Consider the following 19,130-nt stretch of genomic DNA (forward strand, 5'->3'; position numbering starts at 1 on the left):
TCCTCCTACAGTTTCCGGGCGATAATAACAACCCAATCTTGATCCTCATAATACTCAGTAACACTAAACCCTACAGCTGACAAGCCTTTTTCCACATCTTCTTGTTTGCTCTTGATAACACCTGATACAACGTAAGTTCCGCCTGGAGCAAGGACATCATAGACATCCTGTACGAACATCAGAATAATCTCAGCCAATATATTCGCGACGACAACCTGTACCGGGATCTTTACTCCCAGCGCTGAAGTAGGGGCCTCTGACGAGCCTGCCAATGTACTTTCCCGAAGTACCTGCAGCAAATCGCTTTGCTTCACAGTAATTTCACTTTCCAGTCCATTCAATCGACTATTCTCGTTGGCGCTAGAAACAGCTACTGGATCCAAGTCCAATGCTAATACATGCTTCGCTCCCAGCTTAGCCGCTGCTATAGCAAGTACGCCGGAGCCGGTTCCAACATCAATTACGTCATCGCCGGTTTGAACCACTTTCTCCAACGTTCGCAAGCACAATGAGGTTGTAGCATGCGTTCCCGTACCAAAAGCCATTCCTGGGTCCAATTCGATAATCAATTCCTCAGGGCCGGCCGTATAGTCCTCCCATGTTGGTTTGATCGTTAAACGTTCCGAAATACGGATCGGCTTGAAATACTGTTTCCAAGCATTCGCCCAATCCTCATCATCCACTTCCTTGAGCTCAAACTCAGGGTTGCCTGTATCGATATCATACTCAGCCAGTTGTGTAACGGACTGCTTTAACTCTTCCATCACTGACTCCATAGTCGTTCCTTCAGAAAAGTAACCTTTAATAACCGCTCTTCCCTCTGGAATATCATTAAAGGGCAGTTCATACCATTGACCTAATGAAGTGTCTCTCTTCTTGTTCAACGTACCGGATTCCTCAATGGAAACACCGCCAGCACCTAATTCATGTATAAAATTCGAAATCATTTCAATTGCTTCTTCGGTTGTATGTACCGTCACTTCATGCCAGCGCACGTTTGTATCCTCCTTGGGGTTTTCTTTAGAAAACCTGCGTTTTAAGCTTCAGCTGAACTATTACGACAAAAACTATCTCGTAAACATATGCTCAAGTTCAGCTCATAAAATTGCACATGATTCCCAGTATACTATACTTGACCGCACCGGTAAAATAGCAGAGCTTAAAAGTAGCCGAGCGCATACATTACTACACCTTTTCTTGGTGTTTGAGAGCTTATCATCATGCTACTTCCAAACAACTAGTTAACACCAGAAATGGCCCCTGCAAAAGAAAAATCTTTTGCAGGAGCCATTTTATTAAGGATCAATAATAGAGATTTTCTTAATTTAATGAATTAATTGCTGATTGAATGTCATTGCTTGCTTGATTCAAAAGCTCTTCTTTTTGTTTATCGGAGATTTGTCCATTTTGATAAGCCTCTTCAATGTCTTTTCCCCATAAGCCTTTAAGATTTGCAATCAACTCACTGGAGGAAAGCCCCGAAGTTTGAAATAGTTTCACGCCACTGTTTAGGGCATCTTTAAGCTCAATCGCATCATATTCTGCAGTAAACAAGGAAATGTCCTGTATGAGGGATTCTCCCCGCTTTTTCAATAATGCTGCACCGTCAAAACCTGAACCTGAACCAGCTTGCTCGACCTTAACCGTAATCCCGCCTGGAGTTTCGATTCCTGTACGAATGGCTTGCAAAGCTTCTTCTTTATATTTCGAAGCTTGCTCTGAAGAAATAGCACCATTCGTTTCTGCTTGTTCAAGCAGTTGAACTATCGGATGCTGCAGTCTATTAATCAATTCAGTTGAATCTAATCGAGTTGCTTGTAACAGTGTTGCACCATTCTGCAAACGATCAATTACATCAATGTTCTCATCCTCGGATAAAGAAGTAGCAGCCGAATTAAGGGATGACATACGATCTTGAAGAACCGCTTTAAAATCGAAAGACTTCAAATTATTACCGTTGTAGCCGGGAATCGACAAAATTTCAGTCGTTTTATTTTTTATTTCCTTGCTTAGGTTATCAAATTCATCACTATTGCCCGAATAATTACTTGCAGCATTTGCAACCGTTTGATCAGCTAATTTGAACAGCTCGGTAGACAAATTCCCATCAAGACCGGAAGCTTGACTTAATGTTTGTCCAGCGGCCAAACCATCCAGCACATCACTCAAGTCCTTGCTCGCAACCCCTGACGTATTAACAACAATCAATCTTACCCAATCAGTCAAGATTTTATTACTGTCCAAAGGTGCTTTTACAATTACGACTGCATCATCGTCATCTGCGAATGCGGATGGCGTCAAAGCCATAGTTCCATTAAATAATAAAGCAGCAGAAAGAACACCAACCATTAATTGTTTATTTCTCTTCATTTTTTTCTCCATCCTGTCTCTATATGTATTCATTTCGTATAGGAAATGTATAATTTAATTATATTTCTTATACGAAATGTTCCTGTACGAAATATATCACACCCAAAGGTCTTTGTGTCCGTCTTTTTATTAAAATGTTTGAACATAATATGAACTTTTTGTAAAGAACGGTGAACGGCCCAAGGAATATTCCTTGGGCCGTTCTAAAAAAATCTATGTGCTTTTAGCTTGCTTTCTTAAGCTTATGCTTGTCCCCCAGCGTCGCGTATTACGCGTAGAGCTTGGTCATAGCTCTGTTCGTCAACGACAACGGTTAACAGTGTATCCAAGCCATTAATGCCTCCATAGTCCTCGATAGATCCATCCGATGCTCTTGGGGCGCTAAGTCCACTTGCATCAGCATTAGCTGCTGCCAAAATGCTTGAATCAATATCCATTCCTTCCGCCCCAAGCGTCAAGTAGGATAAGCCTGGGAAATTTCCAGTTAACGGATTGATAGACTCGCTTACGCCTCCACCCGCGAACTGTCCTATCTTATCAACAGACACATCGATTACCCTCAGTGCTTTCAGCTTAGGCAGGATACTCTCTGCTTCAGCAGGCGAATGGAAATATGCCAGTATGCCTTTTTCAGTCATTCCTAATACCCCTTTTTGTTCCTATATGAAATAAAAGACTACTCTTGTCTTGCGTCGGCTTCCTTGGCTCTTTCCACTGCTCTCAAATCATCCTCATCTGCTAGCTCTGCATTGAAATCAACATCTTCATTTTTACCGTCAACAACATTTTGCGGCTGCTGTTGAAATTGTTGGCTTTTCATATCTGTCATTGAACGAATCCCTCGCTTTAGATGTCTTTTAAACGCTCCATCTATTCTCCGCAATAAAGCAAAATCTATTCAACACAAAAAAACACAGCAGACGGATTTCTCCCCTTCTGCTGTGCTGCTAGTAAATTAATCTCCAAGAATCGCTTTTTTCATTCGTTCAAAAATAGACTGGTTCTGCTCGTGGGTATGCTCCCCGCTTTGACGCGCAAATTCCCTCAGCAATTCCTTTTGCTCTTCATTCATAGTAGTCGGAGTTACTACGACCACCTTTACATGCTGATCGCCCTGACCGTAGCCCCGCAAGCGAGGCACCCCTTTGGATTTTAGACGGAAATAAGTATCTGTCTGTGTTCCCGCAGGAATTTTCAGCTTAATTTTCTCCGTTAAGGTAGGTATCTCTATCTCGTCACCCAATGCTGCTTGCGCAAAAGTAAGTGGGATTTCGCAATAAATATCATCGCCTTCGCGTTCAAAGAAGTCATGAGCTTTTACGCGGATAACTACGTACAAATCACCTGAGGGACCGCCTTTAGTTCCAGCTTCCCCTTCACCGGTAACACGAAGCTGTGCCCCGTCATCAACACCAGCTGGAATATTCAAGTGTATGGTGCGCTGCTTCTTCACTTTACCTGTGCCATGGCATGTTCCGCATTTGTCTTTAATCGTTACTCCTTGACCTCCGCAGCCTGAGCATACACGGCGGTTAACAATCCGGCCAAATGCAGTATTCTGTACAACTTCCTGCTGCCCACTTCCGTGACATATCGAGCATGTTTCTGGTTTCGTCCCAGGCTTTGCCCCATTGCCATGACATGTATCACAAGACTCTGTGCGAGGAATATGAATATCCGTTTCCTTACCGAAAACAGCCTCTTTAAACTCGATAGTCATCGTATATTGCAGGTCATTTCCCCGCTGCGGCGCGTTCGGGTTACGTCGTTGTCCCCCACCTCCACCACCAAAAAACATATCGAATAAGTCGCCGAAACCACCGCCGAAATCAGCGTTTCCACCGCCACCCATGCCTTGATTTGGATCGACATGGCCAAAACGATCATACTGAGCTTTTTTCTGGTCATCGCTCAATATATCATAAGCTTCCTTTGCTTCTTTAAACTTGGTTCCCGCATCAGCAGCTTTGTTCACATCTGGATGGTATTGGCGGGCCATTTGCCGGTAAGCCTTCTTAAGCTCATCTTGCGATGCGTTCTTATCTACCCCGAGAACCTCGTAATAATCGCGTTTGCTCATTATCCCACTCCCATTCATAAGACCATAAGAAATCCCCCGCTATCCACAGAAATTTGCTCCGCAAAATTTCCTAAGCAACAAAGGGAAAGTCAAAGCCGTAAAACGGCTTTGACCTTTCTTTAACCTATGCTTTTTGGCGCTATTAGTTGTTTTTCTTCTCGTCAACAACCTCGAAATCAGCGTCTACGACGTTATCTTTCTTCGCTGTGCCTGCTTCGCCTGCTGCGCCAGCTTCACCTGCTTGAGCTTGCTGTGCCGCTTGCTCATACAGCTTCACGGACAGCTGCTGCACGATCTCAGTTAAAGCTTCTGTGGTTGCTTTAATTTCATCCAAATTGTCGCCTTCAAGAGCTTTTTTCACGTTCTCTTTGGCTTCGTTAGCTTTGTCGATTTCAGCTTGATCTACTTTGTCGCCAAGATCCTTGATCGTTTTATCAACAGAGTATACAAGTTGGTCGGCATTGTTGCGGGCTTCAACAAGCTCTTTACGCTTACGATCTTCTTCCGCATTGGATTCGGCATCCTTCATCATGCGGTCGATTTCCTCATCGGACAAGCCGCTGGAGGATGTGATCGTAATTTTGTGGCTTTTGCCAGTTCCTTTATCCGTTGCATTAACATTAACAATACCGTTCGAGTCAATGTCAAATGTAACTTCAATTTGCGGGATACCGCGCGGCGCAGGAGGAATATCACCCAGCATAAAGCGGCCCAACGTTTTATTATCATTAGCCATAGCGCGCTCACCTTGCAAGACATGAATTTCCACGCTTGGTTGGTTATCGGCATAGGTTGTGTACACTTGGGATTTAGTTGTAGGAATAGTTGTGTTGCGATCGATCATTTTGGTAAATACGCCACCCGCAGTTTCGATACCTAAAGATAATGGAGTTACGTCAAGAAGAACAACGTCTTTCACATCACCCGTTAGTACGCCTGCTTGCACAGCTGCGCCCAAAGCAACAACTTCATCCGGATTTACGCCTTTATGAGGATCTTTACCGATTAATTTCTTAACAGCTTCTTGTACAGCAGGAATCCGTGTGGAGCCGCCAACAAGAACAACTTTATCGATTTGATTAGGAGACAGTCCTGCATCGCTCAAAGCTTGACGAGTAGGTCCCATTGTTCTTTCTACCAAAGCAGCGGTAATTTCATCAAATTTAGCACGAGTCAGGTTGATCTCCAAATGCTGAGGAACCCCATCAACCACAGTGATAAATGGCAAGGAAATCGTTGTAGTAAGTACGCCTGATAGTTCTTTCTTTGCTTTTTCAGCAGCATCTTTAAGACGTTGAACTGCTGATTTATCTTTGCTCAGATCGATACTATGTTCTTTTTTAAATTCTGCTACCAAATAATCCATAACAACTTGGTCAAAATCATCTCCGCCCAAACGGTTGTCACCGCTAGTTGCTTTTACTTCAAAGATGCCTTCGCCGAGCTCAAGAATCGATACATCAAACGTACCGCCACCCAGGTCATATACTAGAATTGTGTGGTCCTCGGATTTCTCCATACCGTAAGCCAAAGCAGATGCTGTCGGCTCGTTCACAATACGTAGCACTTCAAGACCAGCAATTTTCCCTGCATCCTTAGTCGCTTGACGCTGGCTATCGTTGAAGTATGCAGGAACTGTAATTACAGCCTGTGTTACAGTAGTACCCAAGTAAGCTTCTGCATCTGCCTTCAGCTTTTGAAGGATGATAGCGGAAATTTCTTGAGGCGTATAGGATGTACCTTCAATTGTTTCCTTATGATTGGTACCCATGTGACGTTTGATCGAGATGACAGTGCGATCTGGATTTGTAATCGCTTGACGTTTTGCCGTTTCACCGACAACGCGCTCTCCATCTTTTTTGAAGCCTACAACAGACGGTGTAGTACGGTTACCTTCCGCGTTTGGAATAACAACGGCCTCGCCGCCTTCCATAACAGCAACGCAGGAGTTGGTTGTTCCTAAGTCGATACCAATTACTTTACTCATGTCAGATAATCCTCCTTTAATTTTGGAACCCTATTCACTAATCTATGTGGAAGAACGAAAAATGTCTGATAATCAATCCAAGTAAACAAATCGCAAATAAAACATTAAGAGCTTACTTTTACCATAGCAGGGCGAAGAACTTTATCCTTCAATATATAGCCCTTTTGAATTTCTTCAACTACAATACCTTCTTCGTGCTCTTCCGACTCAACCTGCATAATCGCTTGGTGGAATTCCGGATTGAACGGTTGTCCTACTGATTCCATTGCTTGTAGGCCTTCGTTAGCAAGAGTTTGTTCCAATTGGCGGAAAATCATGTCTACACCTTTAAGAAGTGCTTCATAATCGTTACCCTCTTTGCCTGCGCTCAAAGCACGCTCCATATTGTCCACAACGGGTAGAAGCTGCTCAATAACTTTCATAGAAGCATATTTTGCGAAATCTTCTTTCTCTAAACGGGTTCTTCTTCTAAAATTGTCAAAATCCGCTTGAGCCCGCAAATAACGTTGGTAGTTCTCCTCAGATTCCTTGCGCAGCTGCTCAAGCTCCTGCTCGGATGCTTGCTCTTGAGCGGCTTCTCCAGCTTCTGTGGAATTGTTAGCTGCATTTTCTACGTCACCGGCATATGTAGTTTCTACATTTTGCTCGGCGTCCGCTGTTACTTCTGTTTGACTTTTTTGATCTGCACTCAATTTCTGTCACCTCCTTGATCCGAATCCACAATATTCTCTCTACTATTCTAACCACAACCTCGTTATTCTTCCGTACGAGGCTGCTTCATCTTTATTACCGTATGAATTCGCAGCACCGCCGCGGCAACTTCTCCAGCCGCCTGCAGCGCATGCAGCTTCACCTGAGCAGGGTCAACGACACCATGCTCCAACATATCAACCAAAGCGCCGGTATCGCAATCAATGCCGAGTGAATCCGAGCCGGCTGCAATTTGCGCAGCCTTCACTTCCTCAACCTTCTCAAGCGGATTGTAGCCGGCATTGACTACAATCTGCGCGAGCGGCTTGCGCAGCGCCTGGGCTACGGCTGCAACGCCGAAGCCCTCCATGCCCTGGATCGTCTCTCGATGACGATCCAAATCGTAGGCGGCGGCCATCTCAGCTGCGCCGCCGCCGGGCAAGCACCCGCCGCGCAGCGCAGCCTGCACGGCCGAAGCTGCATCCTTGGCGATGCGCAGACGCTCGCCAACGACCTCGCTCGTGCTGGCGCCGACGACGATCGTCACCTGCGTCCGCCCTTTGCCTTCGGCCATGCGGACGCACTCCAGACGCTCGTCGTACGACACGCGCCCAGCGAAGCCAAGATAGCCTGCCAGCTCGGTGGCAGGCTTGCGCAGCCCGCTGCGGCGGATCGGCCGCGCACCAGTATACTCGCACACGAGTCGCAGATCGTGGCGGGGCACCCGCTGTACGACCATGATGCCATGGTCGGTGCAGAACTGCTCTGCCTCCGCGTTAACGCCTCTGTCGGCGATTACAAGCCCTACCCGCAGCTCGACCAGCTTGTCGAGCCACTGACGGAACTGCTCCTTCAGCTGCATCTGCTTCTGGAAGCCAGCTTCCGTCATCAGTGCTTCCTCATCAATCGTCTCCGGTTCAAAGGCATCCTGAAAGACTAACACCGATGCGGAATCCGGAGGAAAATCAAGCTGTGCGTTAACCGGCTTCTTCTGAATCAGAAGCCCTGGCCACACTTCGCTGACCGCGCGGCTGTGTGAGATCACAACATCTGCAAAACGGAAGCTATCCTCCTGCAGTTTATGAATGCCGAGCCGCTTCGCGCCTTCCAAAATCAATTCAGCCAAATCTGCATGCTCACGGCCGGCAATGTAGCCTATCCTGTACAGCAGTGGATCCTTAAATCCATCAAGCTTACGGCTGCGTTTAGCCAATGAAGCCAGTGCCGTCGCCACTCCTTCTTGAATGCCCTTGACGACCTTGGCAACCGGCACTCCGCGTGTCACCTGTGCAACCCCTTCTGCAACAATCGCCCCAGCTAGCACAGTAGCTGTCGTTGTACCGTCACCCACCTGCTGCTGTTGTGAACGTGCCACTTGAATAAGCAGCCTTGCAGCAGGATGAGTAACATCCATCTTCTCCAGAATGGTCACGCCATCATTTGTTATGATGACCTCGCCCTGTCCGCCAACAAGCATCGTATCCAGACCTTTAGGCCCCAACGTTCCTTCAACTGCGGAGCAGATCGCACGAATTGCGCCTGCATTATTTAGCAGGGTTGCATACGTGTCATCACCTTCATGCGACACTGGCTTCATTGAATTCATTTATACCATCGCTCCAGTACCAGCGTCATATCCTTGGACAAATGATCCAGCAAATGAATAACCTTGCCATAATCCATACGAGTCGGACCCAGAATACCGATCGTCCCCAGATGCTTGCCTTCAAAAGTATAAGAAGCGGTGATCAAGCTGCAATCATTGATGGCGGCCATCGTATTTTCACTGCCTATTCGCACCTGTATGCCAGTGGAAGCACCTGTGAAAAGCTTGGCAAGCGTCGGTGTTTCTGCGAGCAGATCCAGTATATTCTTAACCTTCTCCATGTCCTGAAATTCTGGCTGTGTCAACATATTTGTAGTTCCACCCAGAAAAATCCGGTCCTCTTCGCCCTGATCAATAACACCGTTGAGCATCGTGAGGATTTCTTCATATCCAGATATACAGCTGCGCATTTCCTCGCCAATCTCAGTAAATAGCTTGGATTTAAATTGAAGCAACGGTACGTTCTTAAGCCGGGCATTAAGCAGATTGACGACCTTCTCAATTTCCGACATAGGAATGCCTTCAGGAATCGATACAGTCTTGTTCTCTACTTGACCGCTATTCGTCACAACAATGGCAACTGCAGTTTGCTCATTCAATGGAACGAGCTGCAGATGACGCAATGTAGTACCGAACATCTCAGGCCCCATTACAATCGATGTATAATTAGTAAGATTCGACAAAATCATCGCAACCTGCTGGATGACCTGCTCCATCTCTTGCATTTTCTCAGCAAAAAATAATTTTAGCACGTCAATCTCATGCTGTCCAAGTCCGCCGAAGGTAACTAGGTGGTCCACATAATACCTGTAACCCTTATGGGACGGAATGCGTCCTGCGGAAGTATGCGGCTGCTCTAGGAAGCCCATTTCTTCCAAGTCGGACATCTCATTACGTATGGTCGCTGGGCTGAATCCTACATTGCCCCGTTTGGATATGCTGCGCGAGCCAACAGGCTCGGCGGAGCGAATATAATCATCTACAATGGCACTTAAAATATGGCGTTGGCGTTCTGTCAACATGAACATACCCCCCATCCACAGTCATTCGTTATGTTGAAATAAGAGCTTCTGTTGTTTGTCGTTAGCACTCCAATCTAATGAGTGCTAATTCATATTACAAAAATAACAGACCCGACGGTCTGTGTCAAGTTAAACTACCGCTAGATTACTGCAATTTTCGAGCGGCTCCTCTAGATTTACATACAGCATTTCATGAATTATTTTTCGTGCTGTTCATATACAGTTCACAAATAAGCATTACAATTACATTTGTTTTACAGCCCCACAATGTTCATTAAATGGAGGTGAAAAATGAACATTTCATCCTTATCAAGCAACACCTCTACTAGTTACTCCTCTTCTTCAAGCAGTCAAAGTGAATTGAAAGCATTGGAGAACCAGCTTACCGCTGCCCAAAAGGAATTAAATGAAGTAGCCCAAAGCAAAGACGATCAGAAAACAAAGCAACAAAAGAGCGAACAGCTGCAGCTGCAGATTCAACAACTCCAAATGTCGATACAGCAAAAGAAATCCGAAGCAACCAAATCAAGCTCTTCAAGTAATCCAAGCAGCAACAATAATCAAAGCAGCAGCTCCAACCAAGTCCATAAAAATCCAGATAGCATTGCCGGGTCACCCAACAGTTGCAGAAAAGCAGATCGACATCCGAATCTAATTGTGAAAGTAGTCCTACATAACAAGTTTACGGATTTCATCCTAGAAAGCGAAAATCGGTCTCCTTGATAATCAATCAAGGGACCGATTTTTATAAATCCTGCGGTTAGTTGCTCGAAGCTGCTACACCAATTGGATTAACCATCTTCAATACTGCTATCTCATCACAACAATCTTGCTTTTTGCAATGAATACAATCCCGCCATACCTTCTCCGGGAAAATCTCCTTCTGAACAACCGAGAAACCATTTCTTTCAAAGAAATTCACCGCATAGGTTAACGCCATTACCTTTGGAATTCCTTGCTGCCTGGCTTCCTCCACAAGAAAATCAACGATTATGTTGCCGATACCCAAGCCTTTATGTCCTTCCGTTACACCTAGGGAACGGATTTCAACTAAGTCTTGGCCTAGACGAGTTAAAGAACCGCAGCCAACAAATTGATCATCTATAACAGCGACAACAAAAGTATCGATTTGCTCGGCTAATGTTTCCCTCGTTCGGGGCAGCATAATCCCTTGCTCTGCATAGCCTTGAATAATATCATATAGCGTCTCGATATCTTGCTCTGTTGCTTTTCTGCACGTTACTGTCATAGATAACCCACCATTTCATGTCGTAAATTCAATTTATATGAATAAATATACAACAAAACGTATAAATAATTCAATACAAAAATAATTAATCTACGATCAGGCTCACAAATTCCCCAAATACTTCGTTACCGAGCAGCAAGCCATGCTCCGATAATCTGTATCCATCCTCTGTTGGCTCAAGCAGCTTCCGTTCAGTAAGCCTGACCAGTTGATCGCCAAATACATCCTCTAGCTCCTTGCCGAACTGTTTGCTGAAGTCAGACCGCTTCACTCCGCACAGCATCCGCAATCCAACCATCATGAAGTCCTCCATAGCGTCCTGTTCGCTGATTTCATATTGCTCTAGCAGCGGCAGTCCGTTGAGCGTCGAATCAATGTAAGGCTGTACTCCTTTAATATTCACATGTCTCTTTCCATACATATACCCGTGAGCACCGGCTCCTAAACCATAATAACTCCGATTCAGCCAATACATGCTGTTGTGTCGGCTCTCGTAGCCTTGCTTAGCGAAATTGCTGATCTCATACTGTTCATAGCCCGCCTGCTTCAGACGCTTCATAATTAGAAGGAACATCTCTACTTCCTCATCCTCATCAGGAAGAGGCAATTGGTTTTTTTGATAAAGTGAATGAAACAACGTGTGCTCCTCCACCTTCAAGCCGTAAATCGAATAATGCTTCAAACCAAGCGCCAATGCTTTATCAAGTGTATCGTTCATTACGGTCACCGTTTGATTCGGAAGCCCAAACATCAGATCAATGGACATATTCGTAAAACCAACGCTTCGCGCATTTTCGATACTCCTGTAAACATCATCCGTATTGTGAATCCGGCCAATCCCTTCCAATAAAGCATTGTCAAACGACTGAACCCCAAAGCTGATCCGATTGACGCCGCCTTCCTTCATTGCTTGCAGCTTCTCCTTATCGGTCGTCCCTGGATTAGCTTCCATCGAAAACTCCAGCTCTGCTGATTGATTCGGAAAGTAGGTACGCACCCGCTGCAAAAAGCTCTCCATTTGATCTGGCAGCAGCACAGTTGGAGTTCCACCGCCGACAAAAATGGTCTCGATCTGCTGCGGCGGTACGAGTTGAACCGTCTGTTCCATCTCCCGCTCCAGCGCATCCAAATAATCCATGACTGGTTGGCCCTTCAATACATAGGAGTTAAAGTCACAGTAATGGCATTTGTTTGTACAAAACGGAATGTGGATATATACCGCAGCAGGTGTTTCATTTCTGTGGATCATCATATACATTCCTCCCACTTAATCTTCCTTATGTCACGTAAAAGCAGGTGCGTCAAGTATCACGCACCTGCTCATGATTTACTTCTAATCGTCAAGCTTCAATACGGCCATGAACGCTTCCTGAGGCACCTCAACGCTGCCGACTTGCTTCATCCGCTTTTTGCCTTCCTTCTGCTTATCCAGAAGCTTCCGTTTCCTTGAAATATCACCGCCGTAGCATTTGGCTAAGACGTTTTTACGCATCGCCTTAACGGTTTCCCGCGAGACGATTTTTTGACCTATCGCTGCTTGGATTGGCACCTCAAACATTTGGCGAGGAATTAAATCCTTCAGCTTTTCGCAAATAATCTTGCCGCGGTGGTAGGCTCTGTCCCGATGAACAATGAACGAAAGCGCATCAACCTGCTCGCTGTTAAGCATAATATCCATTTTGACAAGATTGGATTTCTTATAGCCTGACAGCTCATAATCGAATGAAGCATATCCTTTGGTGCTTGATTTTAACTGATCAAAGAAATCGTAAACGATCTCTGACAAAGGAATCTCGTAAGTCAATGTTACACGTGTTGTATCCAAATATTCCATATTGATAAATTCGCCGCGCTTGCCTTGGCACAGCTCCATGATAGCTCCAACATAATCGTTAGGTACGATAACTGCAGCTTTTACATAAGGTTCTTCAACAAAGTCAATTTTACCAGGCTCCGGAAACAATGACGGATTCTCGATGGTCAGTACCTCGCCACTCGTCTGTGTTACTTTAAACACAACGCTTGGCGCGGTAGTAATCAGGTCGATATTAAACTCACGTTCAATCCGCTCCTGGATAACATCCATATGCAGCAAACCGAGGAAGCCACAGCGGAAACCAAAACCTAACGCAGTAGATGTCTCGGGCTCAAAGCTAAGTGATGCATCATTCAACTGCAGCTTCTCCAGTGCTTCGCGAAGATCGTTGTAGTCGCTTGTCTCAATCGGGTAAAGTCCGCAGAACACCATAGGGTTGATTTTACGGTAACCCGGCAGCGCTTCAGGCGCTGGGTTCTTCGCATCGGTAACAGTATCGCCGACACGCGTATCGCCGACATTTTTAATTCCGGCAACGATGAAGCCTACGTCTCCAATCTCAAGCGAATCTACGGTTGACATCCGAGGCTTAAAAGCACCAACCTCTATAACCTCGAATACTTTTTCCGTCGCCATAAACTTGATTTTGGAACCCGACTTGATGGCGCCGTCAATAACGCGCACATAGACGATTACACCTTTGTAAGGATCATAATGAGAATCGAATATAAGCGCTTTAAGCGGCTTGCTCGGATCTCCCGTTGGAGCTGGAACAAGCTTGACCACCTGCTCTATGATCTCTTTAATCCCAATTCCTGCTTTAGCTGAAGCCAATACGGCTTGGCTCGTATCGAGCCCTATTACATCCTCAATCTCCTGCTTAACCCGCTCAGGGTCTGCGCTCGGCAAATCGATTTTGTTAATAACCGGCAATATCTCCAAGTTGTTATCAAGCGCCAAGTAAACATTGGCTAATGTCTGCGCTTCAATTCCTTGCGCCGCATCCACAACGAGCAAAGCCCCTTCACAGGCTGCAAGACTGCGTGATACTTCATACGTAAAGTCGACATGCCCTGGCGTATCGATTAAATTCAAAATATATTCTTCTCCATCGTCCGCACGATAGCTTAGACGAACGGCTTGCAGCTTGATGGTAATGCCCCGCTCCCGCTCCAAGTCCATTTGATCCAACACCTGCTCTTGCATTTCGCGCGTAGAGAGAGCTCCCGTATATTCAAGTATTCGGTCTGCCAGCGTCGATTTTCCATGGTCGATGTGAGCAATAATTGAAAAGTTCCTAATCTTTTTCTGTCTGGCTAGAATATCCATTTGCGCTGACCCTCACTAACCTACAAATTTACAATACCTCTAATTATAGCAGTTGTGAGGGAAGGCATCAATGCAAGGTTATCCGGTAATCATTTCGAACAGAGAAACGAACAAGCGGATTCCATGGTAGGCCACAATTTGCAGGAGCTCGCCCGCTTTGTTCCCCAGCCTTGAAATACCCGAAGTTTCGTTTATTTCAGCTTTGGGTTCCACTTCCTCCTTAGCCTCTTTCTTGGCTTTAGCTTCCGCTTCTTGAGCTCTTGTCGCTGTTCCGCCTAATTTGCTTCCATTCTGCGCTGCGGCTCCGCTAGCCATTTTCGCTTCCTGAGGTTTTTCCGCTTGCGGCCATAAACGAACACCACTTGACTCTGGAGCTGCCTTTACAATTGGTCCCTGAATCCGTTCCACCCCGCGGGTAGCCAGGTCAACTCCGAAAAAAATACAAAACCCCATCCCTAACACTATCAGCAGCAGCTTGATATAAAAATTATTCCTCATCGCTTAATCCCCCAGAACGAACTCGTTCTCTCTTTTGCTAATTGATTTGTATCACTTAATTTTGCTTTTTCCCGTTTGCACCCGCAGGTGTTCCATCCACCTTTTGCACATTAAGCACCACTTCAGAAATCGCTTCAGCCAATAGATCTACGGTTCTATAGCATTCCTCCAAGGAATTGTCCACGCCTCCAACCTCAATCAACACACTATTAGGCGAAAAATTTTGATTGTAAACTCCGTTCCCTTCTGCCGCTTTAGCAAAGCTGCCTTTAGATATACCCGGATATTTACTTTCCAGAGCATGATGAATATCTGATGCAAACTGTTCGTTTTCTTTCCAATTCGCATTTTTACCGCCAATAACAAAGTAGACCTGAGCATAATCCTTACCCTTTATTTCAACCGTAGTCTTATTCCTCCGTTGTGAGTCTCTATGAATATCAAAATAAAATTTAAGATCCGGATGGGAGGCACTGGCCTCTTGCAGCGTTTTAAGAGAGTATTTATAAGAGAAGTAGTAGTTAAAGCTTTTCTCGATAGCCGGATAGTTTTTATCCGAATGAACGGCTCCTATACCCTCTTTCTCCAGCATTTGAGCCAGTCTCAAGCCTACTAACGTCACATTTTTTTTCGGATCATAGGCTTTATCGGGATCCTTCACCCCATCTAGCTCCGGCAAATACGATTCCTGATTATGTGATTGATAGATGAAAGCGACATTACGTCCTGCCATCCTTGGAGGCTGTGCAGCCGGTATTTGGGGTCCATGCGCCGCATCGTTAGTTTCTGGGGGAGCCGTCGGGTTTGCCGTTATGGACCCTTCTCCTCCTTCGCCATTCTTCGGAATGGCATCACCCTTCGGACCATAATCTTCAGGCCCATCCTCACCTGTAGCTGCACTACTCCTCAGCACCACCGAGCGGTCTTGAGCCAAGCCCGGCATTTCTCTTGCAATGAAAGTTTTCGGATCCTTCCAGTTCAAGTCGGTAAGCAGAGAAAATAGAAATCCCGACACATTAGACTGAGAAAAGGTAAAGGTTTGACGATCCGTCTGCATGTAAGGCACTTCCATTCCCATCATATCCATAAAAAAACGACTCGAAACCGACGAAGCCAATCCCTTCATGGATGAGACAGGAGCGGAATTGTTCATTTTGGTTTGAGCATATCCAAGCAATCCAAGTGCTATAAAAAACAGCAAACAACCTGTCACCAAGGCCGTTATTACCCGAAAATACAGACCAAAATCTTGTCCAGCTTTACGGTATTTGTTCACATTAATAGTCACTGCTGTCCATTTCATACGCATTCCTCCTGAGAGTTTTCGTGAGAAAACTTACTTCGTAAGCATGGGCTGAGTTTCTGTGGCGAAACTTTCTTCTTTAAGCATCGAACATTCTGAGCATCTATCAGACTATCTACCGAAATAATTGACCGCCGACTACTAGTATCAAATCTATGAGCATTTACTAGAAGATAGAACCAAACTCATCGAATACTTTATTTGCTATAAACTGATAGATTGCTTGAAGATGTATATCGATACACTCTGGCAGAGGACTCCCTCCATTGGATTAGGCGCTTTCTATTTCCAAGATTGCTAGCTGTAAAAAGAAAAAAGGCATTAATCACGGCTGCAGATACAGTCGGATGAATGCCCTTTCGGGTACAACCTCTTTAGTGAGAACCTCAAATTAATGTGTGTAGGCTGATACATTATCTACATCAACAGCCTCATGCAAAGCTGCATTCAGGCCGCTCGCAATAATATTAGCGACATCCTCGATAAACTCATCAATTTCCTTCGGTGTAACAAGCAGGTCATGACCAATGGGGCTTAGAACTTCTCTTACCAGCTCAAGCCTCTCCTGCTCCTCCATATTATCCAGAAGTCCGAGAATTTGCGCCGTGTTCGCGGTTTGCTGTTGAAAATGAGTGCGCATCATGTCTATAGTGTTGTTCACGATAGTAGAAGCATACACTACGGTCGGAACCCCTATTGCGATAACAGGAACTCCCAGCGTATCGATGGTTAACCCTTTGCGCTTGTTTCCAATGCCTGACCCTGGATGAATGCCTGTATCCGCAATTTGAATGGTGGTATTAACCCTTTCAAGAGATCTCGAAGCTAATGCATCGATAGCAATAACTAAATCCGGTTTAGATTTTTCCACGATTCCTTGTACAATTTCTCCGGTTTCAATTCCTGTCGTCCCCAACACACCGGGAGCGACAGCACTAACCGGCCGATAACCGGGACTCACCTCGCCAGGCATCAACTCAAAATAATGCCGGGTAACCATTACATTTTCTACAACAATCGGACCTAGAGCATCAGGCGTCACATTCCAGTTTCCCAATCCAATGATCAGAACCTTGCCCATCGGGCTTATATTCAGCTTCGCTAAAAAAGCCTCGAACTCCCTTGCAAACACCGTAGCAACCCTGTCCTGCAAATTACTGTCCTTTTTTCGTAATTCCGGTACCTCTATTGTGATATAATGACCAGGCAGCTTTCCGATAGCAAGGGAACCCTCCTGGGAGGTTATGTCGGTTTTACTGATCCGAATGCCTTCTATATTTTCCGATGACGTAAGTACGCCGGGAATCACTTCACCGGATGGGGAGGCCAAATTATGTGCCTCTAGGGCTAGGTCGGTCCGAACGGAATAATTACTTAAATCCATCGTGCCATCTCCTTTCAGCATAAGCATGCTCATTTATTGTGTGATAAAGCACAGCGCCTTATGCAAAGTATTGTCAGAACCATCTTTGGGACTCTATTGCATTTTGATATATGGCATGTTAGAATATCTAGAGTTGTCAACAAAATGAAAACTATATGCTTTAATGCAAGTTGTAGTAGGAGGTGAACGTCAATGCCGAACATTAAATCCGCAATTAAAAGAGTAAAAGTAAATGAAAAGCGTCGTCTGATCAATGCATCACACAAATCCGCTCTTCGCACTGCAGTTAAAAGTTTTGAAACTGCTGCAGCCAGCAGCAATGTGGACACTGCAAAAGCAGCCCTAGTCACTGCCAGCAAAAAGCTGGATAAAGCAGCGACCAAAGGTTTAATCCATAAAAATGCCGCTGCCCGCAAAAAATCTCGCTTAGCGAAAAAGCTAAACCTGATTTCTGCTCAGGCGTAATGCGAAAAAAAGGATCGATTCCTCTATTTAGGAAACGGTCCTTTTTTTATTAAGCTGTACGGTCTCATCTTAAGCAATTAAGCGCAGCAGGAACATTTCCAACCCCAGAGCCTTATCGATCTTTCCACTCTTCATCTGATAATCCAGATCGGCCAATTGCCCCAATATATCAGCCAACCGTTTTAACTCGAATCGGTTCGATTGCCCTGAGGCAATTTTTACGGCGTAAGGATGCAATCCTAGCTGTGACGCCATTTGCTGCTGAGAATAGCCCTGCTGCTGCAAATCCTTCACTTGAAACATAATGCGAAATTGTCTAGCAATCAGCGCCATAATCTTGATTGGCTCTTCCTTCCGTCTCAGCAGTTCGGACAGCATGGTAAAAGCCTTTTCAAGCTGCAGCTGCACGATGTGTTCAATCAGAATGAATATATTTTGCTCAATACTTCGTGTCACCAGCTGATCCAGAGCATCCTCGGTTATAACGCCACCCCGCCCAACATACAGCGCGCATTTCTCCAGCTCACTAGACAATGCATTCAGGCTTGTTCCTGTATACAGAATGAATTGCTCTTCCACTCCAGGTGCAAAAGAAAAACCGGCCTTCTCCGCTCCCTGCTTGACCCATTGCGTCAGCTCCTCGGCAGACAGAGTCGCACATGGCACCAGAAAATTGGATTCCTTCAACGACTTCACCAATTTTTTACGCTCATCAAGCTTATCTGCACTCACCGTCAACACCAGAACCGTAAAATCGGCTGGCGTCTTCAAATATTCGGTTAACCTCTCCAGCCTATGCTCCACCTTGGTGCTCTCTTTGGCACCTGTCAGAAATAGTGCATTCGAAGCTATAACCAGCTTGCTCGGAACCATAAATGGAAGTGTCTCTGCTTCCTCAATGACGGTATCAATGGAGGTTTCTGTCAAATCATATTTGGAAACCGCAAACTCCTTGTGCTCCGGATCGATGAGTCGGTCTGTCAGCTTATGAATCAGCTCTTGAATCAAATAGGATTCAGCGCCATAGCATATGTAGATGGGAGCAAATATACCCTTTTGTATTTGCTTTAATGTTGATTTATAATCCATTTCAGGCTCAGCCTCTTCTCGATACATTCGTGTTTTAGCTTATACTTTCTGACATTATAACAAAAATCTAAGATCGAAGATCACTCGACGATGATACATTCGTGTTTTAACGGTAATTTTTGTTGCAATGTCAGAAAGTGAACCTACGGTTCTTGGCTTTCTGACATTATAACAACAACAAAGAGATTACGTCAAAACCTTACGGTTCATTCGCAATCCCTCTGTTCGGTACCCCATCTATA

Annotated in this window: 18 protein-coding genes; 2 read left to right on the forward strand and 16 right to left on the reverse strand. The window is 45.2% G+C overall.

Features of this window, described 5'->3' with window-relative positions:
* Positions 1-5: 5 nt before the first annotated feature.
* From prmA to hrcA, 9 genes are all read right to left on the reverse strand, one after another.
* A complete protein-coding gene (prmA, locus tag GC093_RS20140) occupies positions 6-995 on the reverse strand; it encodes a 50S ribosomal protein L11 methyltransferase (protein ID WP_171653668.1) in 990 nt (329 codons plus the stop codon).
* 325 nt (positions 996-1,320) lie between these two features.
* Positions 1,321-2,370 (reverse strand): hypothetical protein, encoded by a 1,050-nt coding sequence (locus GC093_RS20145; RefSeq protein WP_171653669.1) that lies wholly within the window; start codon positions 2,368-2,370, stop codon positions 1,321-1,323.
* A gap of 242 nt (positions 2,371-2,612) precedes the next feature.
* Positions 2,613-3,008, reverse strand: coding sequence for a hypothetical protein (locus GC093_RS20150; protein ID WP_171653670.1), 396 nt, complete (start codon positions 3,006-3,008; stop codon positions 2,613-2,615).
* 38 nt (positions 3,009-3,046) lie between these two features.
* On the reverse strand, positions 3,047-3,199 hold the full coding sequence (locus GC093_RS20155) for a YfhD family protein (protein ID WP_171653671.1): 153 nt from the start codon (positions 3,197-3,199) through the stop codon (positions 3,047-3,049).
* A gap of 126 nt (positions 3,200-3,325) precedes the next feature.
* Entirely contained in the window at positions 3,326-4,450 is a 1,125-nt protein-coding gene (dnaJ, locus tag GC093_RS20160) for a molecular chaperone DnaJ (protein WP_171653672.1), read from the reverse strand.
* Between the two features lie 142 nt (positions 4,451-4,592).
* Entirely contained in the window at positions 4,593-6,437 is a 1,845-nt protein-coding gene (gene dnaK, locus GC093_RS20165) for a molecular chaperone DnaK (RefSeq protein ID WP_171653673.1), read from the reverse strand.
* Between the two features lie 104 nt (positions 6,438-6,541).
* Positions 6,542-7,129 (reverse strand): nucleotide exchange factor GrpE, encoded by a 588-nt coding sequence (gene grpE / locus GC093_RS20170; protein WP_171653674.1) that lies wholly within the window; start codon positions 7,127-7,129, stop codon positions 6,542-6,544.
* A 62-nt stretch (positions 7,130-7,191) separates the two neighbouring features.
* Positions 7,192-8,733: a TCP-1/cpn60 chaperonin family protein gene (locus tag GC093_RS20175; protein WP_171653675.1), complete on the reverse strand. Its 1,542-nt coding sequence runs from the start codon at positions 8,731-8,733 to the stop codon at positions 7,192-7,194.
* Entirely contained in the window at positions 8,730-9,755 is a 1,026-nt protein-coding gene (gene hrcA / locus GC093_RS20180; protein ID WP_171653676.1) for a heat-inducible transcriptional repressor HrcA, read from the reverse strand. The genes GC093_RS20175 and hrcA overlap by 4 nt, the downstream gene beginning before the upstream one ends.
* Before the next feature lie 291 nt (positions 9,756-10,046).
* On the opposite strand from hrcA, the gene GC093_RS20185 reads away from it, so the two are divergent.
* Positions 10,047-10,478: a FlxA-like family protein gene (locus GC093_RS20185; RefSeq protein ID WP_171653677.1), complete on the forward strand. Its 432-nt coding sequence runs from the start codon at positions 10,047-10,049 to the stop codon at positions 10,476-10,478.
* A 37-nt stretch (positions 10,479-10,515) separates the two neighbouring features.
* Here the strand turns inward: GC093_RS20185 and GC093_RS20190 are convergent, their stop codons facing one another.
* From GC093_RS20190 to gpr, 6 genes are all read right to left on the reverse strand, one after another.
* Positions 10,516-11,004, reverse strand: a complete 489-nt coding sequence (locus GC093_RS20190; protein WP_171653678.1) for an N-acetyltransferase — start codon at positions 11,002-11,004, stop codon at positions 10,516-10,518.
* 85 nt (positions 11,005-11,089) lie between these two features.
* Positions 11,090-12,253, reverse strand: a complete 1,164-nt coding sequence (gene hemW / locus GC093_RS20195; protein ID WP_376768668.1) for a radical SAM family heme chaperone HemW — start codon at positions 12,251-12,253, stop codon at positions 11,090-11,092.
* A gap of 84 nt (positions 12,254-12,337) precedes the next feature.
* Positions 12,338-14,149, reverse strand: a complete 1,812-nt coding sequence (lepA, locus tag GC093_RS20200) for a translation elongation factor 4 (RefSeq protein WP_171653680.1) — start codon at positions 14,147-14,149, stop codon at positions 12,338-12,340.
* Between the two features lie 78 nt (positions 14,150-14,227).
* Positions 14,228-14,647: a hypothetical protein gene (locus GC093_RS20205; protein ID WP_171653681.1), complete on the reverse strand. Its 420-nt coding sequence runs from the start codon at positions 14,645-14,647 to the stop codon at positions 14,228-14,230.
* A gap of 55 nt (positions 14,648-14,702) precedes the next feature.
* Positions 14,703-15,950, reverse strand: coding sequence for a stage II sporulation protein P (locus GC093_RS20210; protein WP_171653682.1), 1,248 nt, complete (start codon positions 15,948-15,950; stop codon positions 14,703-14,705).
* 391 nt (positions 15,951-16,341) lie between these two features.
* Positions 16,342-17,334 (reverse strand): GPR endopeptidase, encoded by a 993-nt coding sequence (gene gpr / locus GC093_RS20215; RefSeq protein ID WP_171653683.1) that lies wholly within the window; start codon positions 17,332-17,334, stop codon positions 16,342-16,344.
* Positions 17,335-17,526: 192 nt separating this feature from the next.
* Between gpr and rpsT the strand changes: the two genes are divergently transcribed.
* Positions 17,527-17,799, forward strand: coding sequence for a 30S ribosomal protein S20 (rpsT, locus tag GC093_RS20220; RefSeq protein WP_171653684.1), 273 nt, complete (start codon positions 17,527-17,529; stop codon positions 17,797-17,799).
* 69 nt (positions 17,800-17,868) lie between these two features.
* Here rpsT and holA read toward each other — a convergent pair whose 3' ends face one another.
* Positions 17,869-18,888, reverse strand: a complete 1,020-nt coding sequence (gene holA / locus GC093_RS20225) for a DNA polymerase III subunit delta (RefSeq protein ID WP_171653685.1) — start codon at positions 18,886-18,888, stop codon at positions 17,869-17,871.
* Positions 18,889-19,130 lie beyond the last annotated feature (242 nt).

The organism is Paenibacillus foliorum, assembly GCF_013141765.1.
Classification (GTDB): domain Bacteria; phylum Bacillota; class Bacilli; order Paenibacillales; family NBRC-103111; genus Paenibacillus_S; species Paenibacillus_S foliorum.